General features: G+C 71.1%; 22 protein-coding genes and 1 tRNA gene. 13 read left to right on the top strand and 10 right to left on the bottom strand.

Annotated features, from left to right (window positions below; all coding sequences use genetic code 11):
* Window positions 1–20: 20 nt before the first annotated feature.
* Window positions 21–1,793: a 2-isopropylmalate synthase gene (gene leuA, locus AC3RJ6_RS13900; protein ID WP_491427660.1), complete on the top strand. Its 1,773-nt coding sequence runs from the start codon at window positions 21–23 to the stop codon at window positions 1,791–1,793.
* A gap of 114 nt (window positions 1,794–1,907) precedes the next feature.
* On the opposite strand, the gene AC3RJ6_RS13895 is transcribed toward leuA, so the two are convergent.
* On the bottom strand, window positions 1,908–2,594 hold the full coding sequence (locus AC3RJ6_RS13895; protein ID WP_491427659.1) for a trimeric intracellular cation channel family protein: 687 nt from the start codon (window positions 2,592–2,594) through the stop codon (window positions 1,908–1,910).
* 52 nt (window positions 2,595–2,646) lie between these two features.
* Between AC3RJ6_RS13895 and recO the strand changes: the two genes are divergently transcribed.
* Both recO and AC3RJ6_RS13885 read left to right on the top strand, forming a co-directional pair.
* Window positions 2,647–3,468, top strand: a complete 822-nt coding sequence (gene recO / locus AC3RJ6_RS13890; RefSeq protein WP_491427658.1) for a DNA repair protein RecO — start codon at window positions 2,647–2,649, stop codon at window positions 3,466–3,468.
* Entirely contained in the window at window positions 3,465–4,274 is an 810-nt protein-coding gene (locus AC3RJ6_RS13885; RefSeq protein WP_491427657.1) for an isoprenyl transferase, read from the top strand. Before recO ends, AC3RJ6_RS13885 begins: the two co-directional genes overlap by 4 nt.
* 42 nt (window positions 4,275–4,316) lie before the next feature.
* On the opposite strand, the gene AC3RJ6_RS13880 is transcribed toward AC3RJ6_RS13885, so the two are convergent.
* From AC3RJ6_RS13880 to AC3RJ6_RS13855, 6 genes are read right to left on the bottom strand one after another with little or no spacing between them, the layout of a single operon-like run.
* The gene (locus tag AC3RJ6_RS13880) at window positions 4,317–6,065 is read right to left on the bottom strand and encodes an ABC1 kinase family protein (RefSeq protein ID WP_491427656.1); all 1,749 of its coding nucleotides are present in this window, start codon (window positions 6,063–6,065) and stop codon (window positions 4,317–4,319) included.
* Window positions 6,066–6,117: 52 nt separating this feature from the next.
* Complete coding sequence (locus tag AC3RJ6_RS13875) at window positions 6,118–6,699, bottom strand: PadR family transcriptional regulator (RefSeq protein WP_491427655.1); 582 nt, start codon at window positions 6,697–6,699, stop codon at window positions 6,118–6,120.
* Window positions 6,700–6,742: 43 nt separating this feature from the next.
* On the bottom strand, window positions 6,743–7,291 hold the full coding sequence (locus tag AC3RJ6_RS13870) for a P-loop NTPase family protein (RefSeq protein ID WP_491427654.1): 549 nt from the start codon (window positions 7,289–7,291) through the stop codon (window positions 6,743–6,745).
* A 31-nt stretch (window positions 7,292–7,322) separates the two neighbouring features.
* Window positions 7,323–7,496 (bottom strand): hypothetical protein, encoded by a 174-nt coding sequence (locus AC3RJ6_RS13865; protein ID WP_491427653.1) that lies wholly within the window; start codon window positions 7,494–7,496, stop codon window positions 7,323–7,325.
* Complete coding sequence (locus tag AC3RJ6_RS13860) at window positions 7,493–8,158, bottom strand: DsbA family oxidoreductase (protein ID WP_491427652.1); 666 nt, start codon at window positions 8,156–8,158, stop codon at window positions 7,493–7,495. Before AC3RJ6_RS13860 ends, AC3RJ6_RS13865 begins: the two co-directional genes overlap by 4 nt.
* A gap of 57 nt (window positions 8,159–8,215) precedes the next feature.
* Window positions 8,216–8,692, bottom strand: coding sequence for an aminoacyl-tRNA deacylase (locus AC3RJ6_RS13855; protein ID WP_491427651.1), 477 nt, complete (start codon window positions 8,690–8,692; stop codon window positions 8,216–8,218).
* Between the two features lie 93 nt (window positions 8,693–8,785).
* Here AC3RJ6_RS13855 and dusB point away from each other — a divergent pair, with 93 nt between their 5' ends.
* The 3 genes from dusB to dnaG all read left to right on the top strand — a co-directional run bounded on the left by dusB (window position 8,786) and on the right by dnaG (window position 13,144).
* Window positions 8,786–9,955, top strand: a complete 1,170-nt coding sequence (gene dusB / locus AC3RJ6_RS13850; RefSeq protein WP_491427650.1) for a tRNA dihydrouridine synthase DusB — start codon at window positions 8,786–8,788, stop codon at window positions 9,953–9,955.
* Between the two features lies 1 nt (window position 9,956).
* The gene (locus AC3RJ6_RS13845) at window positions 9,957–11,213 is read left to right on the top strand and encodes a deoxyguanosinetriphosphate triphosphohydrolase (protein ID WP_491427649.1); all 1,257 of its coding nucleotides are present in this window, start codon (window positions 9,957–9,959) and stop codon (window positions 11,211–11,213) included.
* 65 nt (window positions 11,214–11,278) lie between these two features.
* Window positions 11,279–13,144 carry a DNA primase gene (gene dnaG / locus AC3RJ6_RS13840; RefSeq protein WP_491427648.1) on the top strand — a complete coding sequence of 622 codons (1,866 nt, stop codon included), beginning with the start codon at window positions 11,279–11,281 and terminating at the stop codon, window positions 13,142–13,144.
* Between the two features lie 61 nt (window positions 13,145–13,205).
* Here the strand turns inward: dnaG and AC3RJ6_RS13835 are convergent, their stop codons facing one another.
* The 3 genes from AC3RJ6_RS13835 to AC3RJ6_RS13825 form a co-directional block, all read right to left on the bottom strand.
* Window positions 13,206–13,775 carry a TlpA family protein disulfide reductase gene (locus AC3RJ6_RS13835; RefSeq protein WP_491427647.1) on the bottom strand — a complete coding sequence of 190 codons (570 nt, stop codon included), beginning with the start codon at window positions 13,773–13,775 and terminating at the stop codon, window positions 13,206–13,208.
* Complete coding sequence (locus tag AC3RJ6_RS13830) at window positions 13,772–14,257, bottom strand: hypothetical protein (RefSeq protein WP_491427646.1); 486 nt, start codon at window positions 14,255–14,257, stop codon at window positions 13,772–13,774. Before AC3RJ6_RS13830 ends, AC3RJ6_RS13835 begins: the two co-directional genes overlap by 4 nt.
* A gap of 131 nt (window positions 14,258–14,388) precedes the next feature.
* The gene (locus AC3RJ6_RS13825; RefSeq protein ID WP_491427645.1) at window positions 14,389–16,494 is read right to left on the bottom strand and encodes a hypothetical protein; all 2,106 of its coding nucleotides are present in this window, start codon (window positions 16,492–16,494) and stop codon (window positions 14,389–14,391) included.
* 481 nt (window positions 16,495–16,975) lie between these two features.
* Here AC3RJ6_RS13825 and AC3RJ6_RS13820 point away from each other — a divergent pair, with 481 nt between their 5' ends.
* From AC3RJ6_RS13820 to AC3RJ6_RS13790, 7 genes are all read left to right on the top strand, one after another.
* Entirely contained in the window at window positions 16,976–18,607 is a 1,632-nt protein-coding gene (locus AC3RJ6_RS13820) for an ABC transporter substrate-binding protein (RefSeq protein ID WP_491427644.1), read from the top strand.
* A gap of 94 nt (window positions 18,608–18,701) precedes the next feature.
* A complete protein-coding gene (locus tag AC3RJ6_RS13815) occupies window positions 18,702–19,796 on the top strand; it encodes an ABC transporter permease (RefSeq protein WP_491427643.1) in 1,095 nt (364 codons plus the stop codon).
* Between the two features lies 1 nt (window position 19,797).
* Window positions 19,798–20,871, top strand: a complete 1,074-nt coding sequence (locus tag AC3RJ6_RS13810; RefSeq protein ID WP_491427642.1) for an ABC transporter permease — start codon at window positions 19,798–19,800, stop codon at window positions 20,869–20,871.
* Window positions 20,868–22,565, top strand: a complete 1,698-nt coding sequence (locus AC3RJ6_RS13805) for an ABC transporter ATP-binding protein (RefSeq protein WP_491427641.1) — start codon at window positions 20,868–20,870, stop codon at window positions 22,563–22,565. Before AC3RJ6_RS13810 ends, AC3RJ6_RS13805 begins: the two co-directional genes overlap by 4 nt.
* The gene (locus AC3RJ6_RS13800) at window positions 22,565–23,419 is read left to right on the top strand and encodes an ATP-binding cassette domain-containing protein (RefSeq protein WP_491427640.1); all 855 of its coding nucleotides are present in this window, start codon (window positions 22,565–22,567) and stop codon (window positions 23,417–23,419) included. The genes AC3RJ6_RS13805 and AC3RJ6_RS13800 overlap by 1 nt, the downstream gene beginning before the upstream one ends.
* Window positions 23,416–24,369: an NAD(P)-dependent oxidoreductase gene (locus AC3RJ6_RS13795; protein WP_491427639.1), complete on the top strand. Its 954-nt coding sequence runs from the start codon at window positions 23,416–23,418 to the stop codon at window positions 24,367–24,369. Before AC3RJ6_RS13800 ends, AC3RJ6_RS13795 begins: the two co-directional genes overlap by 4 nt.
* A gap of 88 nt (window positions 24,370–24,457) precedes the next feature.
* Window positions 24,458–24,530, top strand: a tRNA-Asn gene (locus tag AC3RJ6_RS13790).
* Window positions 24,531–24,564: the final 34 nt, after the last annotated feature.

The following is a 24,564-nucleotide window of genomic DNA, read 5'->3' as shown; positions in this document are numbered from 1 at the left end:
AAAGCGAGAAGAGCACCCAAATGCAGAACACCCAGAAGCCCTCGGCGATGCCCGTCCACCGGTACCGCCCCTTCCACGAGCAGATCTCGGTCGAGCTGCCCGATCGCACGTGGCCGTCGAAGCGCATCGAGGTCGCGCCGCGCTGGTGCGCCGTCGACCTGCGCGACGGCAACCAGGCGCTCATCGACCCGATGAGCCCCGAGCGCAAGCGCATCATGTTCGACCTGCTCGTCAAGATGGGCTACAAGGAGATCGAGGTCGGCTTCCCGAGCGCGAGCCAGACCGATTTCGACTTCGTGCGCCAGCTCATCGACGAGGGGGCGATCCCCGACGACGTCACGATCCAGGTGCTGACCCAGGCGCGCGACCACCTCATCGAGCGCACCTACGAGGCGATCGCCGGCGCGAAGCAGGCGATCGTGCACCTCTACAACTCCACGAGCGTGCTGCAGCGCGAGGTCGTGTTCCGCACCGACAAGCAGGGCATCATCGACATCGCACTGCACGGCGCCCGCAAGTGCCGTGAGATGGAGCGCACCGTTCCCGGCACGACCGTCTACTACGAGTACTCGCCCGAGAGCTACACGGGCACCGAGCTCGAGTTCGCCGTCGACGTCTGCAACCAGGTGCTCGACGTCTTCGAGCCGACGGCCGAGCGCAACGTCATCATCAACCTGCCCGCGACCGTCGAGATGGCGACGCCGAACGTCTACGCCGATTCGATCGAGTGGATGAGCCGGCACCTGAAGTACCGCGAGAACGTCATCCTCTCGCTGCACCCCCACAACGACCGCGGTACGGCGATCGCCGCCGCCGAGCTCGGCTACATGGCCGGCGCCGACCGCATCGAGGGCTGCCTGTTCGGCAACGGCGAGCGCACCGGCAACGTCGACCTCGTCGCCCTCGGCATCAACCTGTTCACGCAGGGCGTCGACCCGCAGATCGACTTCAGCGACCTCGACGAGATCAAGCGCACGGCCGAGTACTGCAACCAGCTGCGCGTGCACGAGCGCAGCCCGTGGGCCGGCGACCTCGTCTACACCGCCTTCTCGGGCTCGCACCAGGACGCGATCAAGAAGGGCTTCGAGTCGATGGAGGCCCGCGCCGACGAGGCCGGCGTCGCCGTCGACGACCTCGAGTGGGCCGTGCCGTACCTGCCGGTCGACCCGAAAGACCTCGGGCGCAGCTACGAGGCCGTCATCCGCGTCAACTCGCAGTCGGGCAAGGGCGGCGTCGCCTACCTGCTGAAGACCGACCACGCACTCGACCTGCCGCGACGGCTGCAGATCGAGTTCTCGGGCGTCGTGCAGGCGAAGACCGACGCCGAGGGCGGCGAGGTGTCGAGCGATGACATCTGGCGCATCTTCAACGACGAGTACCTGCCGGCCCCGGCCGACCGACCCGACGAGAAGTGGGGCCGGTTCGAACTGCTGGGCCTGCGCACCGAGAGCGCCCTCGACGGCGTCGTGAACGTGCGCGTGGGCCTGCGCGACGGCGACGAGCGGGTCGACGCCGACGCGAGCGGCAACGGCCCGATCTCGGCGTTCCTCAACGTGCTGGGCGCCGAGGGCGTCGACGTCAAGCTGCGCGACTACGTCGAGCACACGCTCTCGGCGGGCGGCGACGCCCAGGCCGCCGCGTACGTCGAGCTCGAGGTCGAAGGGCGCGTGCTGTGGGGCGTCGGCATCGACGCCGACATCTCGACGGCCTCGCTGAAGGCGGTCGTCTCGGCCGTGAACCGCGCGCTGCGCACGACCGTCGTGGAGCCCGAGCCCGCCCTCGCCGGCGTCTGACCCCCGCGATTCCCGTCCACTCCGTTCCGGGGGTGCATTTCCGCAAGTCGGGCTGCTCGACGGCCCTGAGACCTGCGCACGAGCACCCCCGGAACGAAACGAGGCGAGGGCGCGTCAGCGACGCACGACCGGCAGCACGCCCGTCTCGGTCGCGACCTTGCGACGGTAGAGCATTCGCTGTTCTGGCAGCGAGAGGTCGAAGATCACCGCGAGCCAGCGGATCACGCTCGTGACGACGACGCACACGATGCCCCCGATGAAGAGCGGCACCCCGAACACGTCGAGGAGCGCGAGCACGAGGCATCCGGCCGCGGCCGCGACCGCGTAGAGCGAGCCGACGTGCATGATGGCGACGGGCAGGCTCATGAGCATGTCGCGCAGGATGCCGCCGCCGACCGCGGCGGCGACGCCGACGAACACGGCCGGCAGGATCGGCAGGCCGAGCCCCAGCGCCTTCGACGTGCCGAACGCGCCGAACATGCCGATCACGATCGCGTCGAGTCCGACGATGACGCCGTTGAGCCGCTGCAAGGGCCCCGCGAGCAGCATGCCCACGAGCGCCGCCGCGACCGCGGTGACGAGGTACCAGTTGTTCTGGAAGGCACCGATCTGCACGTTGAGCAGCAGGTCGCGGATGGCCCCGCCGCCGAGGCCCATCACGATGCCGACGATCGCGACGCCGAGCAGGTCGAGCCGCCGCTCGCCGCGGAATCCCGAGGCGAACAGGGCGCCCTGCACGCCGCCGAGTCCGACCGCGGTGAGGTCGAGCCAGAGGGGGATGGTGAACTGGGCGGTTTCCACGCTCACAGTGAATCACGGATGCCCCGCCCCGCAGTGATGGGAGAATCGAAGGGTGCCCGTGTACCGAGATGAAGCCGTCGTGCTGCGCACCCACAAGCTGGGCGAGGCCGACCGAATCGTCACCCTGCTGACCCGGCAGCACGGCAAGGTGCGCGCGGTCGCGAAGGGCGTGCGCCGCACGGGCTCGAAGTTCGGCGCACGGCTCGAGCCGTTCATGGTCGCCGACCTGCAGCTCTACGAGGGCCGCAGCCTCGACGTCGTGACGCAGGCCGAGTCGCTCGGCTCGTACGGCGCCGACATCTCGCAGGACTATGCGGCCTACACGGCCGCGAACGCGATGGTCGAGACCGCCGACAAGCTCACCGAGGCCGAGGGCTCGCTGCAGCAGTACCTGCTGCTCGTCGGCGCGCTGCGCTCGCTCGCTCGGCGTGAGCACGGCCCCGCGCTCACGCTCGACTCCTACCTGTTGCGCGCACTCGCCCTCGCGGGCTGGGCGCCGAGCTTCGGCGACTGCTCGCGCTGCGGGCGGCCCGGCGAGCACACGGCCGTGGTCGTGCAGCTCGGCGGCGTGGTCTGCGACGACGAGTGCGCCCCGCCCGGCACGCCGCGCATCGCCCGATCGACGGTCGAGCTCCTGGGCGCGCTGCTCTCGGGCGACTGGGCGATGGCCGAGGCCGCGCCCGAGCGCGACCGCAACCAGGCGTCGGGCATCGTCGCGGCCTACACCCAATGGCACCTCGAGCGGGGTCTGCGATCGCTGCCCCACGTCAGCCGCGAGGCATCCGCCCCGGCCCCCGGCGTCGCGCCGCCCGAGGCGACCGACCCGAACGAGCTGCCCACCCGACCCGCCGAACCAGGAATGGCCACCACGTGAGTCCCAAGCCCTACACCCACCGCGACGCCGTGCCGTACCGGCCGATCGACTGGACGGGCATCCACCCGCCGGCTTTCCCGAAGGGATCGGTGCCGGCGCACGTGGCGATCGTCATGGACGGCAACGGCCGCTGGGCCAACCAGCGCGGGCTCACCCGCATCGAGGGGCACAAGGCGGGCGAGGCGGCGCTCCTCGATGTCGTCGCGGGCGCGATCCAGGCGGGCGTCAAGCACCTCTCGGTCTACGCGTTCTCGACCGAGAACTGGAAGCGCTCGCCCGACGAGGTGCGCTTCCTGATGGGCTACAACCGCGACGTGCTCCACCGCCGTCGCGACCAGCTCAACGAGTGGGGCGTGCGCATCCGCTGGGCGGGGCGCAAGCCACGCCTCTGGAAGTCGGTCATCGAGGAGCTGCAGTTCGCCGAGCGGCTGACCGCCGGCAACGACGTGCTCACGCTCACGATGTGCGTGAACTACGGCGGGCGCAACGAGATCACCGACGCCGTGCGGCAGATCGCCGACGACGTCGCCGCCGGCCGGCTGCGCCCGTCGGCGGTGAGCGAGAAGCAGATCGCCAAGCGCCTCTACCAGCCCGACATGCCCGACGTCGACCTCTTCGTGCGCTCGTCGGGGGAGCAGCGCACCTCGAACTTCCTGCTCTGGCAGTCGGCGTACGCCGAGATGGTGTTCCTCGACACGCTGTGGCCCGACTTCAGCCGCACCGACCTGTGGCAGGCCATCGAGCTCTACGCCCGCCGCAACCGCCGCTTCGGCGGGGCGGTCGACGCCCCGACCGTCAGCGGCTGAGCCGCGTCGCGGGCCGCCGTGCGCCGGCACGGCGTCGGCGCGTCAGCGCGAGCGCCGCCGCATCCGATTCACGACGCCCGCGAACAGGGCGTGCGCGAGCGGCAGCACCGACAGCGCCATGAGCGTCCAGCCGAGCGCGGGGTTCGCACCGACGAGCAGCGCACCGCCGATGACGAGCGCCGCGAACAGCACCGCCGACACCACCCGGCGCGCGACGCCTTCGAGCCGGTCGAGCCGGCGCTCGAGGCGCGACGTGTCGAACGACATCCGCCCCTGGTCGGCCTTCGTGATGAGGGCGTCGACCCGCTGCGGCATCCCCCAGAGGATGCCGGCGCTCGTCATCGCCTGCCCGAGCAGGTCCTGCGCGAGGCCGCCGCGCTCCTCGTTCAGGAGCTGCCTCGCGTAGGGCTCGACCGCGTCCCAGACGTTGAACTCGGGATCGAGCGAGCTGCACATGCCCGAGGTGAGTGCGACCGCACGGATGAGCAGCAGCAGGTGCTCGGGCAGCTGGAAGGGGAGCGAGCGCATGACGTCGCCGAACTCGACGCCGAAGTCGCGGAACTCGCGGGGGTCGACGTGCTTGAGCTGGGCGAACCCCATGCCGCCGAACCGCTCGAAGAGCTGCGAGAGCGCGCGCTCGAGCTCCGCCGTGTCGGCCGAGGGCATGAGCACGCCGATCTCGTGCGCCGCCGCGATCATGCCGGCGCCGTCGCGTGCGGCGACGGCGATCACGAGGGTGCGCAGTCCGCCGCGCAGCTCGGCGGGCACCTCCGCCATCATGCCGAAGTCGACGAAGGTCAGGCGCCACGGGATGCCGCGGGCCGACGCGTCCCGATCGCCGGCGCCGGCCGCGCCCCCGGCTGCCGCGTCGGCGGCGGCCCGGGTGAGCGGCGTCACGAAGATGTTGCCCGGATGGGGGTCGGCGTGCACGAAGCCGTGCGTGAACACCTGGTCGAACATGACCTCGGCGAAGACGCCCGCCACGTCGGCGGGGGCGATGCCGGCGGCGCGGAGCGCGTCGGTGTCGTTGATCTTGATCGCCGTGACGTCTTCGAGCGTCAGCACGCGGCGGGTGGTCCGCTCCCAGGCGACGGCCGGTGCGTACACCCGCGCCTCGTCCGCGAACGCCTCCGCGAAGCGCTCGGCGTTCTGCGCCTCGTGCAGGTAGTCGATCTCCTCGTGGCTCGTCTGCGCGAACTCCTCGACGAGCGCGGGGGCGTCGACGTGATCGGAGACGACCCGCACGCGCCGAAGCCACCCGGCCACGCGTCGGAGCGCCGCGAGGTCGACGGCGACGATCTGGTCGATGCCGGGCCGCTGCACCTTGACGACGACGTCGGCGAACCCGGTGTCGGACGCGTCGGTCGGCGAGAGCCGCGCCCGGTGCGCCTGGCCGAGCGACGCGGCCGCGACAGGCACGGCGTCGAATCGGGCGTACACCTGCTCGAGCGGCGCGCCGAGCTCGGCCTCGGCGAGCTCGCGGATCGCGGGGAACGGCACAGGCGGCACTTCGTCCTGCAGGCCCTCGAGCTCGGAGGTGATCTCGGGCGGCAGCACGTCGAGTCGCGACGACATGAACTGCCCGACCTTGATCATGAGGCCGCCGAGCTCGACGGCGAGGGTGCGGAAGCGCTCCGCGAGCCGGCGCATGCGGCGTTCGCGCGTGCGGTCGGCGACGGCCGAGAACCCGATCTTCGGTAGCACGAGCTCGTACCACCAGAGCTGCACGAGCTGCCGCGCGGCGAATCCGAGGATTCTGCGGGATCGGGCGCGGTGGGCACCGTCGGTCATGCCGTCATCCTCTCGCAGTGCGACGGATGCGGCATTCCGCGCCGCACCCCGATCAGTCCTCGGCCAGGATCGCGTAGAGCTTGCGCCGCGCCTCGTCGAGCACGGTCACCGCCTGCTGCAGCTGCTCGGGCGTGCCGGTGCGGCCGAGCTGGGCCGCGGCCGCGGCGAGTTCGACGCCGGCCTTCGAGAGCGCCCGGTGCGCGCCGCCCTGCACCGACGGCGACTCCCAGGGTGCCGGTCGGTCTGCGCCGGCCGCCGCCTCGTCGCGCCCGGCCTCGGTGAGCGAGTAGGTCTTGCGCCCCTGGAGCTCGGTGGCGGTGATCAGCCCCTCGTCGGCGAGCAGCTGCAGGGTCGGGTAGACCGAGCCCGCGCTCGGCTTCCACGAGCCGCCGCTGCGCTCCTCGATCTCCTGGATGATCTGGTAGCCGTGCATCGGCTGCTCGGCGAGCAGCGCGAGCACCGCCGCGCGCACGTCGCCGCGGGCCATCCGCTTCATGCCGGGGCGCTGGTCGAACGAGGAGCGGAACTGCTCCATCGCCTCCCAGAGAGCCGCCCCGGGGTTGCCGGGCGCGCCGAAACCCGGTGCGCCGAAGCCGTGGCCGCCGAATCCGCCGGTCGGGCGATTGCCGTTCATGATGACCTCCCGCGATACGCGAACGATACTCAACGATATATCGCTAGCTGTCCGAAGGGAAGGCCTGCGCGAGCCACGCGTCGGCGTCGCTCGGCCGGCGCAGGCGCACGACCTCGAGGGCGGGATTCGCGGCGGCGGCCGACGCGACGAGCGCCGCCCGCGTGCCGTGCGTGCGCCACGCCCAGCGGATGATGTGCTCGGGATCGGAGAAGATCGTGTGCAACGGCGCTTCGACGTTGCCGTTCCAGAGTTCCTCGCGGCGCAGGCGGCGCCGCACGGTTCGCCGGGTCACCTGTCGCATCACGCGCCACCGCGAGTAGTCGAGGAAGACGAGCAGTTGCGCGCGTTCGGCGAGCAACGGCTGCACCTCGCCGTACTGCCACTCGGTCACCCACCCGTCCTGCGCGGTGAACCGGTCGACGTCGTCGACGAAGCTCGGCCTCGGGGTCCAGTCGGCACCGTGGAAGAGGGCGTCGATCTCCTGGTAGGGCAGCCGGGCCGCGGCAGCGATGCGCCGCGCGAGCGTCGTCTTCCCGGCACCGCTCGCGCCGGCGACGAGGATGCGGCGCGGCGGCGCGGGGGAGTCGGACATCCGTCCACTCTAGGCGGGGACGTCCGCCCGGCTACTCCGCCGAGAGGCCCGGGATGTAGCAGACGTCGCCCTCGCAGACCATGGCGCCCGCAGCGCCCGGCAGCAGGGTGAACGGCGACGCGGATGCCTCGGACGCGCCCGCCACGGACGTCGACGCCGCGCTCGGCGCCGTGCCCGCGGCATCCGCCTCGAGCTCGCGGCTCACGCGGCGGCGCCGTCGCGTTCGCCGGCGACCTGGGTGAGCACCTGGCCGAACACCTCGGCGGGCTGCGCACCCGAGACGCCGTACTTGCCCTCGAAGACGAAGAACGGCACGCCGTTGATGCCGTAGGCGCCGGCCTGGGCGATGTCGGCCTGCACGTCGGCGGCGTAGCGACCCGACTCGAGCGCCTCGCGCGCCGCGTCGCCGTCGAGACCGGCCTCCACGGCGAGCTCCACGAGCTCGTCGATGCGGCCGACGTGGCGACCGTCGGTGAAGTAGGCCTGGAAGAGCACCTCGGAGAGCTCGAGCTGACGGCCCTGCGACTTCGCGAAGTGCAGCAGCTCGTGCGCCTTGAGCGTCTTCGTGTGCTTGAGCGCGTCGAAGTCGTAGTCGAGGCCGGCGTTCGCGGCGACGCCCGTGACGTGCTGCAGCATCTGCTGGACGCGGTCGGCCGGCAGGCCCTTGTGCTTCGCGAGGAAGTCGACCTCGCTGCCCTCGAAGTCGACGGGCGTGTCGGGCGCGAGCTCGAACGAGTGGTACTCGATCTCGACGTCGGGCGCCTCGTCGCCGAGGGACGCGATGCCCGCCTCGAGGTGGCGCTTGCCGATGTAGCACCACGGGCACGCGATGTCGGACCAGATGTCGATCTTGATGGGAGTACTCACGATGGATGCGAACGCATCGGGTGCGCCGGGCATTCCCGAAACGGTCGCTCGTCTCCGCTACTCGGGGTCGCTGAGGTCGGCGACCGTCGCGTCGAACGCGGCGATGAGCGCGTCGGCGTCGACGAACAGGCTGCGGCCGTGCTCGCCCGCGCCCATCGACACCCGGCGGCCGGCGACGGACTCGTCGACGTAGACGGGCCAAGCGGTGGTCGAGCCGAGCGGCGTGATCGTGCCGCGCTCGTAGCCCGTCGCGGCGAGCGCGAGCGAGGCATCGGGCAGTTGCAGCTTGTTGACGCCGACGAGGGCGCGCAGCTTCGGCCAGCTGATCTTGCGCCCGCCGGGCACGAGTGCGAAGAGGTAGGTGTCGTCGCTGCGCTTCACGACGAGCGACTTCACGATGTCGCCGGGGGAGATGCCCATGAGCTCCGCCGCCTCCTCGAGGCTTCGCGCGGCCGGCCGCTCGATGATCTCGACGTCGAGGCCTCGCGCCTCCGCGTCCGCCCGCACCCGCTCGGCACCCGTGAGCTCCGTCATCTCGTCCTCCTCAACCGGTCGTCTGCTCGAAATCCTAGGCTCGCAGCCGGCCGACGGGCGCCGCGCCGCAGAACTCTGGGAGAATCGACGGTGATGTCTTCCACCACCCTCACCCGCGGTCCGCTCGCGATCGGCGACCTCGCACTCGACGTGCCCGTCGTGCTCGCGCCGATGGCGGGCATCACGAACACCGCGTTCCGGCGGCTGTGCCGCGAGTTCGGCGCCGGTCTCTACGTCTCCGAGATGATCACGTCGCGCGCGCTCGTCGAGCGCACGCCCGAGTCGATGCGCCTCATCACGCACCACGAGTCCGAGACGCCCCGCTCGATCCAGCTCTACGGCGTCGATCCGAAGACCGTCGCCGAGGCGGTCACGATGCTCGTCGCCGAAGATCGCGCCGACCACATCGACCTCAATTTCGGATGCCCCGTGCCGAAGGTCACCCGCAAGGGCGGCGGCTCGGCCCTGCCGTGGAAGACCGGGCTCTTCCGCGACATCGTCGAGGGGGCGGTGAAGGCCGCCGGCGACAAGCCGCTGACGGTGAAGATGCGCAAGGGCATCGACTCCGACCACCTCACCTACCTCGAGGCCGGCCGCATCGCCGAGGGTGCGGGCGTCGCCGCCGTGGCGCTGCACGCGCGCACCGCAGCCGAGTTCTACTCGGGCCAGGCCGACTGGTCGGCGATCACGAAGCTGAAAGAGACGGTGACGAGCGTCCCGGTGCTCGGCAACGGCGACATCTGGTCGGCGGGCGACGCGCTGCGCATGGTCGACGAGACCGGGTGCGACGGCGTCGTCGTCGGGCGCGGATGCCTCGGGCGCCCGTGGCTCTTCGGCGACCTCGCAGCCGGCTTCCGCGGCGAGCTCGCCGACGGCGACGAGGCGCTCTTCCGGCCGTCGCTCGGGCAGGTGGCGCAGACCTTCCGCCGGCACGCCGAGCTGCTCACCGAGTTCTTCGACAGCGAGGAGCGCGGCTGCCGCGACATCCGCAAGCACGTGGCGTGGTACTTCAAGGGCTACCCCGTCGGCGGCGACCTGCGAGCGCGCCTCGCGACCGTCGAGTCGCTCGCGATGCTCGACGACCTGCTCGGCACACTCGACTGGTCGATGCCGTACCCGGGCGAGGGTGCAGAGGGCCCGCGCGGGCGGGCGGGCACGCCGAAGAACCCGGCGCTGCCCGAGGGGTGGCTCGACTCGCAGGAGCTCGTGGGCCACGACCGGGTGACCCTCGTCGACGCCGAACTCGACACGAGCGGCGGCTGAGGTGGCGGCGCGACTCTTCGGCGGGTACGAGGCCGCCGACACCGAGCGACTGCTGCCCGAGGAGCACTCCTCGCGCCGCAGCGACTTCGCGCGCGACCGCGCGCGCCTGCTGCACTCGAGCGCCCTGCGCCGGCTCGCCGCGAAGACCCAGGTGCTGAGCCCGACGGCGGGCCTCGACTTCGCCCGCAACCGGCTCACGCACTCGCTCGAGGTGGCGCAGATCGGCCGCGAGCTCGCCGACAACCTCGCGCTCGATCCCGACGTCGTCGACACGGCGTGCCTCGCGCACGACCTCGGTCACCCGCCGTTCGGCCACAACGGCGAGAAGGCGCTCAACACGTGGGCGGCCGACATCGGCGGCTTCGAGGGCAACGCGCAGACGCTGCGCCTGCTGACGCGGCTCGAGCCGAAGGTGTTCGGCGCCGACGGGCGCAGCTACGGCCTCAACCTGACGCGCGCGAGCCTCGACGCGAGCTGCAAGTACCCGTGGCCCGAGGCGTCGGGCGTCGCCGACCCGTCGGGCCGGCAGAAGTTCGGCTTCTACCACGACGACGTCGCCGTGTTCGAGTGGCTGCGGGCGGGCGCGCCCGAGCGGCGGCTCTGCATCGAGGCGCAGGTCATGGACCTCTCCGACGACATCGCCTACTCGGTGCACGACTTCGAGGACGCGATCGTGAACGGCTACATCGACGTCGCCGCGCTCGGCGCCCGCGTCGACCACGACGAGCTCGTGAGCTCGATGTACGAGTGGATCGGCGGCGCGATCCCGCACGACGAGCTCATCGCGGCGTTCGACCGGCTCGACTCGCTCGACGTCTGGCTCGACGAGTGGTCGGGCGGTCGCCGCGACCACGCGCGGCTCAAGAACCTCACGAGCCAGCTCATCGGCCGCTTCGCCCACGCTGCGACCGAGGCGACGCGCTCGGCGTTCCCGCTCGCGAGTCTCATCCGGTTCGACGCCGACGTCGTCGTGCCCCGCGAGATCCAGGCCGAGATCGCCGTGCTCAAGGGCATCGTCGCGGCGTTCGTGATGTCGCGCAACACGCGCCAGCCGATCTACCGGCAGCAGCGCGAGGTGCTCGCCTCGCTCGCCGACGTGCTCTACGAGACCGGCGAGCAGCACCTCGACACCGGCTTCGCGGAGGACTGGGCCGCAGCGCCCGACGACGACGCCCGCAAGCGCGTCGTCGTCGACCAGGTCGCGAGCCTCACCGACCAGTCGGCGCTCAGCTGGCACGAGCGGCTCGTGCAGCGCTGACCCCGCCGGTTCCCGACGCCCCTTCGCTCGCCCGGCGAGCTCGACCCACTGAATAGGATGTGACCATGGCCGGCCGGATTCGACAGAGCGATGTCGAAGAGGTGAAGGCCCGCACGAACATCGCCGACATCATCGGCGAGCACGTGAGCCTGAAGTCCGCGGGCGTCGGATCGCTGAAGGGCCTCTGCCCCTTCCACGACGAGCGCAGTCCGAGCTTCAACGTGCGGCCCGGCGTCGGCTACTACCACTGCTTCGGCTGCGGAGAGTCGGGCGACGTCTACAGCTTCCTGCAGAAGATGGACCACGTCACGTTCACGGAGGCCGTCGAGCGCCTCGCGGGTCGCATCGGCTACGAGCTGCACTACGAAGACGGCGGGCCGGCCGCCGACCACGGCAACCGCGCCCGGCTGCTCGCCGCCAACCAGGCCGCGGCCGAGTTCTTCGTCGAGCAGCTCGTGCAGCCCGCCGCCGACGTCGGTCGCCGCTTCCTCGGCGAGCGCGGCTTCGACGCCGAGGCGGCCCGCCGGTTCGGCGTCGGCTTCGCGCCGAAGAGCTGGGACGCACTGACCGACCACCTCCGCGGGCGCGGCTATTCGCCCGAGGAGCTCGCCGCCGCCGGCCTCGTCTCGCAGGGCGACCGCGGCGTGTACGACCGGTTCCGCGGCCGGCTGGTCTGGCCGATCAGAGACGTCACGGGCCAGACCGTCGGCTTCGGCGCGCGGCGCCTGCTCGACGACGACAAGGGGCCGAAGTACCTCAACACCCCCGAGACGGCGATCTACCACAAGGCGCAGGTGCTCTACGGGCTCGACCTCGCCAAGCGCGACATCTCCCGCACGCAGCGGGTCGTCGTCGTCGAGGGCTACACCGACGTCATGGCCTGTCACCTCGCGGGGGTGACGGCGGCCATCGCGACGTGCGGCACGGCGTTCGGAGTCGACCACATCAAGGTGCTGCGCCGGGTGCTCGACGACTCGGGCGTGGGTGAGGTCGTGTTCACGTTCGACGGCGACGAGGCCGGGCAGAAGGCGGCCATGCGCGCCTTCGCCGAGGAGCAGCGCTTCGCCGCCCAGACGTTCGTCGCGGTCGCCCCCGACGGGCTCGACCCGTGCGACCTGCGCCTCGCCCGCGGCGATGCCGCAGTGCGGTCGCTCGTCGACACGAAGGTGCCGATGTTCGAGTTCGTGATCCGGCACACCCTCGCCCGCTACGACCTCGAGACGGTCGAGGGCCGGGTCTCGGCGCTTCGCGCGGCGGCCCCGGTCGTCGCCGACATCCGCGACGCGTCGATCAGGCCCGGCTACACGCGCGAGCTCGCGCGCATGCTCGGCATGGAGCTCGGCGAGGTCACGCGGGCCGTCCGGGGTGCGGCTGGGCGCGGCGATCGCGCGTCCGGGAACGGCCGCGGCGAGGCATCCGCCCCCGCGCCGGCGGCGGCGCCCGACGGGCCCGAACGGCCGTTCTCGATCACCGCCCTGCCGCGCGATCCGTCGACGAGGCTCGAGCGCGACGCGCTGCAGGCGATGCTGCAGTTCCCCGAGCGGGTCGGCGACGACCTGCTGCGCCATGCGGTCGACTGCCGCTTCGGCGATGCGACCCTCGGCGTGGTGCGCGACGGCATCGCGTCGGTGCTCGGATCGACCGATCCCGTCGTGCGCGTCGATCGCGTCATCGCCGAGGTGCCGCAGCCGTTCGCGGGCGTCGTGCAGCAGCTCGCGGTGCTGCCCGTGCCGCAACGCAGCGACGCCGAGCTCGACGCGTACGTGCGCGGCGTCGTCAGTGCGCTCGTCGACCGCGAGCTGCTGCGCCAGAAGTCCGAGCTGCTCGGCCGGCTGCAGCGGCTCGACCGCGCCGACCAGGCGACGTTCGCCGCGCTGCAGCGTGCGCTCGTCGAACTCGAGCAGGAGCGGCGGGCGCTGCGCGAGGAGTAGCACGCGCCGCGACGGCGGCCGGGTGTCCCCGCGGGTCGGCTCGCCCGAGCTGCTCGGCCCGTCAGCCCGCAGCGACGACGATCTCGTCGAGCTCGGCGCGGATCCGGTCGGCGTCGGCGCCCGTCGGCCACAGCTTGACGAGGTGGCCCTCGGCGTCGATGAGTGCCGTCACGGGCGGTTCGGTGACGGCGAACGACCGCCAGATCTGCAGGTCGGGGTCGACGAGCACCGGCTGCGCGACGTCGTGGTCGTCGAGATACCGCTCGAGCGCGGCGGGGTCCTCGTCGCCCGAGACCTGTGCGATGGCGACGTCGTCGCCGTACTCGTCGGCGATCGTCGCCAGCACCGACTGCTGCTCGGCGCACGTCGTGCACCAGCTCGCCATGAACTGCACGATCAACGGTCGCCCGGCGGCGAGCGCTTCGAGGTCGACGTCGGTCCGGTCGACGAGGCGGCCGTCGATCGCGGGGGCGTCGGGTGCCCCGTCGACGGCGGTGTAGGAGGCCTCCGCGGGCGGCGGCCCGGGCAGGCGGTCGGCTCCGCCCCTCGGACCCGCTGCGGCGCAGGCCGCGGTCGAGAGTGCGAGTGCGGCGGCCAGGGCGACCGCTGCGGCGGTCCGTGCGGGTATCATCCTGCTCCTTCGGGATTCGGGGCGACCGACGCGAGCGGCGGTACGAAGATCATGGTCGAGTCGCCGCCGGAGACGTACTCGCCCGCGGTGTCGCCGTCGATGGCGACGGTGTAGTCGCCGTCGGCGAGGTCCGCTGCGTCGAGCGCGAACCGGCAGAAGGTCGGAATGCGCGGCGCGTCGCCGTAGTCGATGTCGTCGACCTTCACCGCGTCGCCGTCCCCGAGGACGACCGAGTAGGCGACGCGGCCGTCGTCGTCGGTCAACGTGAGCTCGGCGCCCCGGTGGAAGTCGAGATACGGACGCGCGCCCGAGCACGTCGCGCCGAGTTCGCGGAGGCTCCCGTCGCGGATCACGAGCTGGAGCGCGTCGGACCGCTCGCCGGCACCGCCGGCGTCGCCCGCGGGGGCGCAAGCGGTGAGCGCGACGGCCGAGAGCGTGACGGTGATGCCGAGCGCCGCGCGCCGGAAGGGTCGGGAGGTCATGGCGTCTCCTGCGCCCGCACCGAGGCGGGCGTCGTGTCGTGGGTGGTCCGACGGGGGAGCGGCGCCGACCGGGGCGACGCGGTGCCGGAACCGGGTTCCGGCACCGCGCGCCCCGATCGGCGCCCGGCGGCTCAGCGCGCGCTGCCCGGTGCGTCGAGCTCGCAGGTGATCGTCTCGGTCGCCGTCGGGTCGTTCTCGCTCGTCGCCGTCACGGTGACGGTCGCGTCGCGCGAGGCGTCGGCTCCGCGCGAGGCGTAGACGGGCAGGGTGATCGTCTCACCCGCGGCCGCCGCGACCACGCTGCTCGGCGTGTGCACCGACCAGCCACGGCCCTCGATCGAGGTCGCGAGACGGTAGACGTCGCTGTTCGCCCGCTCGTCGTCGACGGCGTCGCCGGTGTTCGTCAGCGGCACCTCGCACTGCGCGATCGCGATGCCCTCGGCCTGCGCCTGGCCCTGCAGCGAGGCGAGGTTGCCCTTCACCACGGCCGTGCCCAGATCGACGCCGCGGGCCTGCGGGCCGGCGGAGACGGTCGAGCGGACGGCGACGTCGTACGACAGGATGCCGTCGTCGTCGCGCTGCACGTTCAGGATGTAGAAGTGCAGCCCGTTGGCCTCGTCGACGTACTCGTACTCCGAGCCCGAGTCGTTGCCGGCGTGGAACAGCGCGTCGTTCAGCTGCCGCTGGTCGCCGCGCGTGATCATGATGGGCGTGCCGTCGGGACGGACGTAGTCGACCGTGTCGATGTTCTGCGGGTTCGCGTCGATCGTCCAGATGAACGGATTGCGGTCCTGGTTCTTCGTCTTCGCGATCATCACGCCGTGGTCGGGCTGGAACGAGTCCGTGCCCATCCGGTCGATGACCTCCAGCGTGTAGTTGTCGAACGACCCGCCGTCGCAGTCCCACTGCGCCTTCCGCGTGCAGCTGCCGGTCGAGTTGTCGGCGGCCGCCGAGTCGGGCTTGTCGAAGACCAGGTTGATGCCCATGAGCTCACCCGGGCGCATCACCGCGCGCGAGGTGAGCTCGGTGACGATCGACCCGGCCGCGTCGACGTCGGCCTCCTGCAGGTTGAGGTAGTTCTCCGCGTCGATGATGCCGAGCTTGATCCGGTTGCGCAGCGCGACACCGGCCGGCTGCGAGCCGCCGGCGACCGAGGGGACGCTCCACCGCTGGTGGGTCCCGCCGGGGCCGTTGAACGAGCCTCGTGCGAGCACGTCGAACGGGCCGCTCGTGTCGCGGAGCGGGCCGCCGTCGTCGGCATCCTTGCCGTACGGGTTGCCGTAGTTGTCGGAGATGCCGAGGATGTGCGAGAACTCGTGCGCGAACGTGCCCATGCCCGAGGACTCGGCCTGCGTCGAGTTGCCGGCGCGACCGTTCGACGGGAAGTTCGCGTTCGGCCAGTGGTTGATCGCCGCCTGCCACGACGTCCACGGGATGTAGCGCGTCTTCGCCCAGTTCGCCATCGGCTGGCCGTTCTGGTCGAGCGCCTGGCCGTTCTCGTCTCGCGGCGGGCCGAAGTCGTCGGTCACGTCCTCGGGCGACTCGAACAGCATCTGCCCGAACTCCTCCCAGGTCGACGACTCGTCGTGCCCGGCCGTGATGTAGAACACCTGGTCGAACTCCTTGAGCGGGTCGGGCACGCCCAGGTCGGCGCCCCACAGCGCCAGCGCGTCGGTGCGCAGCACCTTGTCGCACGACTCGCCCTGCGGGCAGAACGCCGGGTTCGGCTTGTTGAAGGAGTCGTTGAGGCCGTACTCCTCGATGTTGCCGGGCAGCTGATACGGGCCGAACGCCTCCATCTGCACGCTCAGCCGGCCGCCCGACTGCTCCATCCAGTAGTCGTTGATCGTGCGGCCGTGGTTGAGCTCGTTCGGCGTGTTGAGCAGGTCGAGGTAGAACTGCGGCACGTCCTCTCGGTCGAGCCCGTTCGCGAGCCCCGAGGGGTCGCCGAACGGGTGCGAGCCCTCGGGCTGCGTGACGAGGAACGGCTGGTTCTCGAAGTCGAGCAGCACGATCGCGCCGTTGAACTGGCGGTCGGACCCCTCGGTGTCGTTCGCCCAGTCGGTGCCGGGGACGCCGACGTAGTCGTCCCACGTCATGTCGTCCATGTTCTCCCAGTGCTGGGGATCGACCGGGTCGAGCACGGCGGGGTCGAATGCGTCCGGTGGTGCCGCCATGGCAGCGCCGTTCGAGACCGTGGCCAGCGTGATGACGCCGAGGGCCGCCGCGACGGCCATACCGCCTCGCCGGAGTCCTGTTCTGCGTCGGTGTTGGTGCGGTGACACGTGAACCTCCCAGATCGTTACTCGCGGGACGATGCAGCCCGCATGCGTCACACATTCAGACGGCACATAGCCGCCGGCTAGGTGATTCCCCGGATCCTTTCACCGACGTCGTGCCGGGCGACAGGCTTTCGGCGGTTTTCGACGAGTGGGAGATTCCGATGGTTAAGCATCGGAAATTCCCATCATTGGGTTCGGGACGGCGCCGGGGCGACGTCTGCCCGACCGCCGCGGCGATGCGCCAGAACGGCGGAATTCCGCGTCTTCGCGTGCTCCGCGACGATCCGTTGCGTCGAAGATTGCAGATCAATAAACATTACGGTTCCCGACCGTCCGTCCCTGCAGCGTCGCCGACGGGTGTGCTACCTCTGAGATACGAGTACGCGCCGTGGAAGCCGCGGCGCGCTTCAGTCCTGACAGGAAGAGGTAGACGGATATGACATCCGCATCCAAGAACGGCCGCCGCGCGCTCATCGCGGTTGCCGGGCTCTCGGCCGCCACGCTCGCCCTCGCGGGCTGCTCGGCCGGCGGCGGCAATGGCGACGGCGGCTCCTCGAGCTCGACCATCACGGTCGGCACGACGGACAAGGTCACCGCGCTCGACCCGGCCGGTTCGTACGACAACGGCTCGCTCGCCGTGCAGACCCAGGTGTTCCCGTACCTGCTGAACACCGACTACAACAGCACCGACGTCGTGCCCGACCTCGCCGAGACCGCCGAGTTCACCGCGCCGACCGAGTACACGGTCACGCTGCCCGCCGGCCTCAAGTGGGCCAACGGCAACGACCTGACCTCGTCCGACGTGAAGTTCTCGTTCGACCGTCAGCTGAAGATCGCCGACCCGAACGGCGCGTCGAGCCTGCTCTACAACCTCGACTCGGTCGAGACCCCCGACGACACCACGGTCGTGTTCCACCTCAAGGCTGAGAACGACCAGGTCTTCCCGCAGATCCTCACGAGCTTCCCCGGCGCGATCGTCGACGAGGAGTCGTTCTCGGCCGACGCGCTGACGAGCGACGACGACATCGTCGCGGCCAACGCCTTCGGCGGCCCGTACGCGATCAAGAGCTACGACTTCAACAACCTGATCTCGTTCACGAAGAACCCGAACTACAAGGGCCTCCTCGACCCGGCGGCGACCGACACGGTCAACCTGAAGTACTACGCCGACTCGTCGAACATGAAGCTCGACGTGCAGGAGGGCGGCATCGACGTCGCCTACCGCAGCCTCTCGGCGACCGACATCGACGACCTCAAGGGCAACGACAACGTGAAGGTCGTCGACGGCCCCGGTGGTGAGATCCGCTACATCGTCTTCAACTTCGACACGCAGCCGTACGGTGCGAAGACCGCCGAGGCCGACCCGGCCAAGGCGCTCGCCGTCCGCCAGGCGCTCGCCGACCTGATCGACCGCGACGCGCTCAGCGAGCAGGTCTACAAGGGCACCTACACCCCGCTGTACTCCTACGTGCCCGAGGGCCTGGCCGGCGCGATCGAGCCGCTCAAGGACCTCTACGGCGACGGCCAGGGCGGTCCCGACGCCGAGAAGGCGAAGAAGACCCTCGAGGACGCGGGCGTCGCGACGCCGGTCGAGCTGCACCTGCAGTACAACACCGACCACTACGGCCCCGGCTCGGGTGACGAGTACGCGCTCATCAAGGACCAGCTCGAGGCCGACGGCCTGTTCACGGTCGACCTGCAGTCGACCGAGTACGTCCAGTACTCGAAGGACCGCGTCGCCGACGTGTACCCGGCCTACCAGCTCGGCTGGTTCCCGGACTACTCCGACGCCGACAACTACCTCACGCCGTTCTTCCTCATCGAGAACTTCCTGAGCAACCACTACGCCAACCAGGAGGTCAACGACCTCATCCTGCAGCAGGCCGTGACGCCTGACGCGGCGGAGCGCACGAAGCTCATCGAGGAGATCCAGAACAAGGTCGCGGCCGACCTGTCGACCGTGCCGTTCCTCCAGGGCGCGCAGGTCGTCGTCACCGGCACCGACGTCGACGGCGCCATCCTCGACGGCTCGTTCAAGTTCCGGTTCGCCCCGCTCACGAAGGGCTGAGCCGCCGGATAGAGTCGCTTCCAGCGATGAACACGGGTGGCCCGCGTCGTGAGCGGGCCACCCGCCTTCGAGTCCCACCCCCGATTGGCGAACATTGACCTCAACGACGACGGCCCCCGCCACCGGCGCTGAGCCCGCTCCGAAGCGATCCCCGAGATCGTCGGGCGGCCCCAGCCTCGGCCGCTACATCATCATCCGCGCACTGCTCATCATCCCGACGGTGTTCATCCTCGTGACGCTCGTCTTCCTGCTGATGCGCACGACGGGCGATCCCATCACCGCGAAGTTCGGCGGACAGCTGCCGCCCGACCAGCTCGCCGAGCGCATCCACGCGGCGGGCTTCGACCGGCCCCTCATCGTGCAGTACCTCGAGTATCTCGGCCAGCTGCTCACGGGCGACTTCGGCACGACGCTCACCAACAACCGCCCGGTCACCGAGGTGCTCTTCACCTACGGCGCCGCGACGATGGAGCTCGCGTTCTACTCGCTCATCGTCGCGTTCCTCATCGGCATCCCCGGCGGCCTGATCGCCGCCTACTTCCGCGACAAGGGGCAGGATGCCTCGCTGCGCGTCTTCGCCATCCTCTGCTACGCGACCCCGGTGTTCTTCTCCGGCCTGCTGCTGAAGCTCGTCTTCTCGGTGTGGCTCGGCGTGCTGCCGGTCAACGGACGCGCCTCGACGGGTGCGACGATCGCGATGGACACGTTGCCGAACCCCACCGGCTTCTACACGATCGACGCGCTCATGACGGGCGACCCCGCCGTGCTCGGCGACGTGCTCGCGCACGCCGTGCTGCCGTCCATCGCACTCGGGCTCCTGACCGCCGGCATCTTCCTGCGACTCGTGCGCACGAACGTCATCGGCACCCTGTCGACCGACTACGTCGACGCGGCCCGTTCGCGCGGTGTGAGCGAGTACCGGCTCGTGCGCAAGCACGCCTACCGCCCCGCGCTCATCCCGATCATCACCGTCATCGGCCTCCAGATCGCGCTCCTGCTCGGCGGCGCGGTGCTCACCGAGACGACCTTCGAGTGGAAGGGGCTGGGCTTCATGCTCGCCGAGTTCCTGAAGGCGCGCGACTTCGTCGCGGTGCAGGGCATCGTCGTGCTGCTCGCCGTGATCGTCGCGCTGACCAACTTCATCGTCGACATCATCGCCGCCTTCATCGACCCGAGGGTGAGGTACTGAGATGACCGCGATCACTGCTCCCGCGGCGCCGAAGCGGCGCCTCCGCGACCGGCTGCCGGTCGTCCACCAGCTCCGCCAGAGCGTGGGCCTCCAGCGCGGCATGCTCGTCGCCGGCCTCGTCATCACGGCGCTGTTCGTACTCACGGCCCTGCTCGCCCCGTTCATCTCGCCGTACGGCTACGCGCAGCTCCGCGGGCCAGACGGCCGGTTCGGCGCGCAGCAGCCGCCGTCGGCCGAGCACCTGCTGGGCACCACCTCGGGCGGCTTCGACGTGCTGTCGCGCGTGCTCTGGGGTGCGCAGACGGCGCTCTTCGTCATCGTCGTCGCCGTCGTCTGCTCGCTCTTCATCGGCGTGCTGCTCGGCCTGGTCTCGGGCTACTTCGGCGGCTGGTTCGACCGCGTGCTCGTGGTCGTCTGCGATGCGATCTACGCCTTCCCCTCGCTCCTGCTCGCGATCTCGCTCTCGATCGTCATCTCGGGCGGCCAGTCGAGCCTCTGGGGCGGCATCCTCGCCGCCGCGCTCTCGATCACCGTGGTGTTCATCCCGCAGTACTTCCGGGTGATCCGGGCAGAGACCGTCCGCATCAAGGCCGAGTCGTACGTCGAGTCGGCGAAGGTGCTCGGCGCCCCGCACGCACGCATCATGTTCCGGCACGTCCTGCGCAATGCCACCCGGACGCTGCCGCTCATCTTCACGCTCAACGCGTCGGAGGCGATCCTCACGCTCGCCGGCCTCGGCTTCCTCGGCTTCGGCATCGAGCCGACCGCCGCGGCGGAGTGGGGCTACGACCTCAACAAGGCCGTGGCCGACGTGACGAGCGGCATCTGGTGGACGGCGCTGTTCCCCGGCCTCGCGATCGTGCTCGCCGTGCTCGGCATCACGCTCGTCGGCGAGAGCCTCAACGACCTCGCCGACCCGCGCCTGCGCGGCCGTCGCAGGGTCGCCCAGTCCGCCGGCGAGGTCGCCGAGACCTCGGTCGTGCCGGGCGGCACGCTCGTCGCGGGCCCCGGGGGACTGCGCGGGCTCGAAGACGAGGCCACGTTCGACGAGCACGGAATCGAGGTCGAGCGATGAGCACGACGAACACAGTGGTCAGCATCGAGGGCCTCGGCGTCTCCTTCTCGACCGACGCCGGCGCCGTGAAGGCGGTCGACGACGTCTCGCTGCACGTCGAGCGCGGCGAAGTGCTCGCGATCGTGGGCGAGTCGGGCAGCGGCAAGACCGTGACCGCGAAGACGATCCTCGGCCTCCTGCCCGAGACGGCGACCGCGAGCGGCGCCGTGATCCTGTCGAACAAGGCGGGCACGGGCAGGCACGACGTCGTCTCGGTGCCGAAGCGCAAGCTCCGCGACATTCGCGGTGCGGACGTGGCGATGGTCTTCCAGGAGCCGTCCACGGCGCTCAACCCCGTGTACACGGTGGGGTGGCAGATCATCGAGGGACTGCGGGCGCACTCCGACCTCTCGAAGGCGGAGGCGCGCACGAAGGCGATCGACGTGATGCGACGGGTCGGCATCCCCGATCCCGAGACGCGCATCGACCACTACCCGCACCAGTTCTCGGGCGGCCAGAAGCAGCGCATCGTCATCGCGATGGCGCTCGTGCTCGACCCCGGACTCATCGTCGCCGACGAGCCCACGACCGCGCTCGACGTGACGGTCCAGGCCGAGATCCTCGACCTGCTGCGCCGCTGCCGCGACGAGTTCGGCATGGGCATCGTGCTCATCACCCACAACATGGGCGTCGTCGCCGACCTCGCCGACCGGGTGGCGGTCATGTACCAGGGCAAGGTGGTCGAGCAGGCCGACGCCGCGACGCTCTTCGCCGCGCCCACGGCCGACTACACGAAGGCGCTGCTCGCGGCCGTTCCGTACGTCGGCACGGGCACGGCGAAGGCCGAGGCCCGTGCGGCCGCCCGCCCCGAGGGCTGGGTCGAGGCGACCCCCGTCGTCGAGGCGAAGGGCCTCGAGATCGTGTACCCGGGCCGCTTCGGACGTCCGGGCTTCCGCGCGGTCGGCGGGGTCGACTTCGTGATCCGCCCCGGCGAGGTGCTCGGCCTCGTCGGCGAGTCCGGCTCGGGCAAGACGACGATCGGCCGTGCGATCGCGGGCCTGACGAAGGCGACGGGCGGCTCGCTCCGCGTGCTCGGCCACGAGATGAACGGCATCCGCGAGCGGGAGTTCCGTCCCGTGCGCAGCCGTATCGGCTTCGTCTTCCAGGACCCGGCGTCGAGCTTCAACCCGCTGCTGACGATCGCCGAGTGCGTCGCCGAGCCGCTCGTCGTGCACGGTCGTGCCGCGAACGCCGGGGCTGCGCGCAAGCGCGTCGACGAACTGCTCGAGGCGGTGCAGCTGCCCCGGGCCTACGGCGACCGCTATCCGCACGAGCTCTCGGGCGGCCAGCGCCAGCGCGCGAGCCTGGCCCGGTCGCTCGCGCTCGAGCCCGAGCTGCTCATCGCCGACGAGCCGACGAGCGCGCTCGACGTGTCGGTGCAGGCGCGCGTGCTCGAGCTGTTCGACGAGCTGCAGCGCGAGTTCGGGTTCGCCTCGCTGTTCATCAGCCACGACCTCGCGGTCGTCGACCTGCTGGCCGATCGCATCGCCGTGCTCTATCGTGGGGAACTCGTCGAAGAGGGCACGGGCGCCGAAGTGCTCGGCGCTCCGCGCGATCCCTACACGCAGCGGTTGCTCGCCTCCCTGCCCGTGCCCGACCCGGTGGCGCAGGCCGAACGTCGAGAGGAACTGCGCCGGCTCCGAGAGGCTGACTGATGCATCGCACCGCCCACGGCTACCCGGTCGTGCTGAGCGACCTGTCGATCGAGTACCCGCCGCACGGGGCGAGCCCGGCGCACGTCGCACTCCACGGCGTGTCGCTGACGCTCGCCCCGGGCGAGGTGCTCGGCCTGCTCGGCAGCGCCGGCAGCGGCAAGTCGACGCTCGCGAAGGTGATCTCGGGCGTCGCGCTCGAGCCGCGGTCGGCCGAGGTGCGACCGGTGATCACGGGTGGTGAGGCGACCGTGCTCGGGCGCGGGTTGCGTCGACTGCCGAAGCGAAAGGTCTCCGAGTTCCGGTTCCACGTGGGCTACCTCGCGCAGGATGCGTCGTCGACGCTGCCGAGCGACCGCAACGTGGCCGAGATCATCGGCGGACCGATCCTCGAACGCGACCACCGCTACAACCGCAAGGCGCTCGCCACACGCGTGGCGACGATGCTCGACGGCGTGCGGCTGCCCCTCGGCATGCTCGACAAGTACCCCTTCGAACTGTCGAGCGGGCAGCGCCAGCGGGTCGCGCTCGCGCGGGCGCTCGTGCTCGGGCCGCCGCTGCTCGTCGCCGACGAGCCGACCGCGGGCATCGACCTCAGCGTCCGCGACGCGGTCGCCCAGTTGATCGGCGACCTGCGCGACCACCACACGTTCTCGGCGGTGATCATCAGCCACGACCTGCCGGTGCTGCGCAGCACCGCCGATCGCATCGCGGTGCTCGACCGCGGCGAGCTCGTGGCGATCGGCACGATCGACGAGGTGTTCGACGATCCGCGGCATCCCTACGTGATGGCGCTGGCCGGCGCCCTCGACGACGGGCACGCGATCATCGACGACCTGGCCGAGCCGCTGGCATGACGGATGCCTCGGGCCGTCCCGGTGCACGCGCACCGATCGCGGTCGTGCCCGAGGCGTCGTCGGTGCTCGTCGACGCGGTCGAACGCGCGGGCGGGGTGGTCGGCCCGCTCGACGCGAGCACGCGCGGCATCGTGTGGAGCGCCTCGGCCGGCGGCGCCGACCTCGTCGACGCGCTGCGACGTGCGCCCGACGTTCGCTGGGTGCAGCTGCCGTGGGCCGGCGTCGACGGCTTCGCCGACGTGCTCGCCGGCGCGCGGGGCGACGGGCGCGCCTGGACGAGCGGCAAGGGCGTGTACTCGCGACCGGTCGCCGAGCACGCGCTCGCGCTGACGCTCGCGCTGCTGCGGCGGCTGCCGCGGCGTGCTCGCGCCGCCGAGTGGCGTCGCGACCAGTCGAGCCGCAGCCTGTTCGGTGCCCGTGTCGTCGTGCTCGGCGCCGGGGGCATCGCCCGCTCGCTGCTGAGCCTTCTGGAGCCGTTCGGCGCGCGCGTCACGATCGTGCGCCGCGGCGTCGGCGACGTCGCGGGGGCCGAGCGCACGGTGACGACCGAGCGCCTCGTCGAGGTCGCGGCCGGTGCCGACGTGCTCATCGTCGCCGCGGCCCTGACCGACGAGACCCGCGGCCTCGTCGATGCCGACGTGCTCGCCGCGCTCGCCCCCGGCGCGGTGGTCGTCAACGTCGGTCGCGGTCCGATCATCGACACCGGCGCGCTCATCGCGGGACTCGAGGCCGGGCGCCTCGGGGGAGCGGGCCTCGACGTGACGGACCCCGAACCGCTGCCCGCCGGGCACCCGCTGTGGGGCGCACCCGACTGCCTCGTCACGCCGCACGTGGCCGACGCCCTCGTGACGACGCCGGCCCTCCTCGCCGACCGCGTCGAGCACAACGTCCGCGCCTTTCTCGGCGACGGCGAGTTCGCCGGGCTGGTCGACCTCCAGGCCGGCTACTGAGGCCGTCTCGTCCCCGCGCTCCGTCGAGGCTTCCTCGAATTGGGAGACTGGCCGACGGTTTGCTAGAGTAACGGTGCTGAACAAGCGATCCTCCATAGCTCAATTGGCAGAGCAATCGGCTGTTAACCGATAGGTTCTTGGTTCGAGTCCAAGTGGGGGAGCAAGCGAAGGCCGTCCGGGTGATCCGGGCGGCCT

Source organism: Agromyces cucurbitae (genome assembly GCF_058349945.1).
The sequence above is the reverse complement of the archived record's forward strand: the minus strand, read 5'-3'. Positions and strand labels throughout refer to the sequence as shown.

Excerpts from the sequence above, each read along its gene's own strand:
- AC3RJ6_RS13825 (WP_491427645.1), bottom strand. The coding sequence starts at position 16,494 with ATGGCCGTCGCGGCGGCCCTCGGCGTCATCACGCTGGCCACGGTCTCG.
- AC3RJ6_RS13795 (WP_491427639.1), top strand. The coding sequence starts at position 23,416 with ATGACGGATGCCTCGGGCCGTCCCGGTGCACGCGCACCGATCGCGGTC.
- AC3RJ6_RS13835 (WP_491427647.1), bottom strand. The coding sequence starts at position 13,775 with ATGATACCCGCACGGACCGCCGCAGCGGTCGCCCTGGCCGCCGCACTC.
- AC3RJ6_RS13870 (WP_491427654.1), bottom strand. The coding sequence starts at position 7,291 with ATGTCCGACTCCCCCGCGCCGCCGCGCCGCATCCTCGTCGCCGGCGCG.
- AC3RJ6_RS13820 (WP_491427644.1), top strand. The coding sequence starts at position 16,976 with ATGACATCCGCATCCAAGAACGGCCGCCGCGCGCTCATCGCGGTTGCC.
- dusB (WP_491427650.1), top strand. The coding sequence starts at position 8,786 with ATGTCTTCCACCACCCTCACCCGCGGTCCGCTCGCGATCGGCGACCTC.
- AC3RJ6_RS13805 (WP_491427641.1), top strand. The coding sequence starts at position 20,868 with ATGAGCACGACGAACACAGTGGTCAGCATCGAGGGCCTCGGCGTCTCC.
- AC3RJ6_RS13875 (WP_491427655.1), bottom strand. The coding sequence starts at position 6,699 with ATGAACGGCAATCGCCCGACCGGCGGATTCGGCGGCCACGGCTTCGGC.
- dnaG (WP_491427648.1), top strand. The coding sequence starts at position 11,279 with ATGGCCGGCCGGATTCGACAGAGCGATGTCGAAGAGGTGAAGGCCCGC.
- AC3RJ6_RS13810 (WP_491427642.1), top strand. The coding sequence starts at position 19,798 with ATGACCGCGATCACTGCTCCCGCGGCGCCGAAGCGGCGCCTCCGCGAC.
- AC3RJ6_RS13830 (WP_491427646.1), bottom strand. The coding sequence starts at position 14,257 with ATGACCTCCCGACCCTTCCGGCGCGCGGCGCTCGGCATCACCGTCACG.
- leuA (WP_491427660.1), top strand. The coding sequence starts at position 21 with ATGCAGAACACCCAGAAGCCCTCGGCGATGCCCGTCCACCGGTACCGC.
- AC3RJ6_RS13800 (WP_491427640.1), top strand. The coding sequence starts at position 22,565 with ATGCATCGCACCGCCCACGGCTACCCGGTCGTGCTGAGCGACCTGTCG.
- AC3RJ6_RS13855 (WP_491427651.1), bottom strand. The coding sequence starts at position 8,692 with ATGACGGAGCTCACGGGTGCCGAGCGGGTGCGGGCGGACGCGGAGGCG.
- AC3RJ6_RS13880 (WP_491427656.1), bottom strand. The coding sequence starts at position 6,065 with ATGACCGACGGTGCCCACCGCGCCCGATCCCGCAGAATCCTCGGATTC.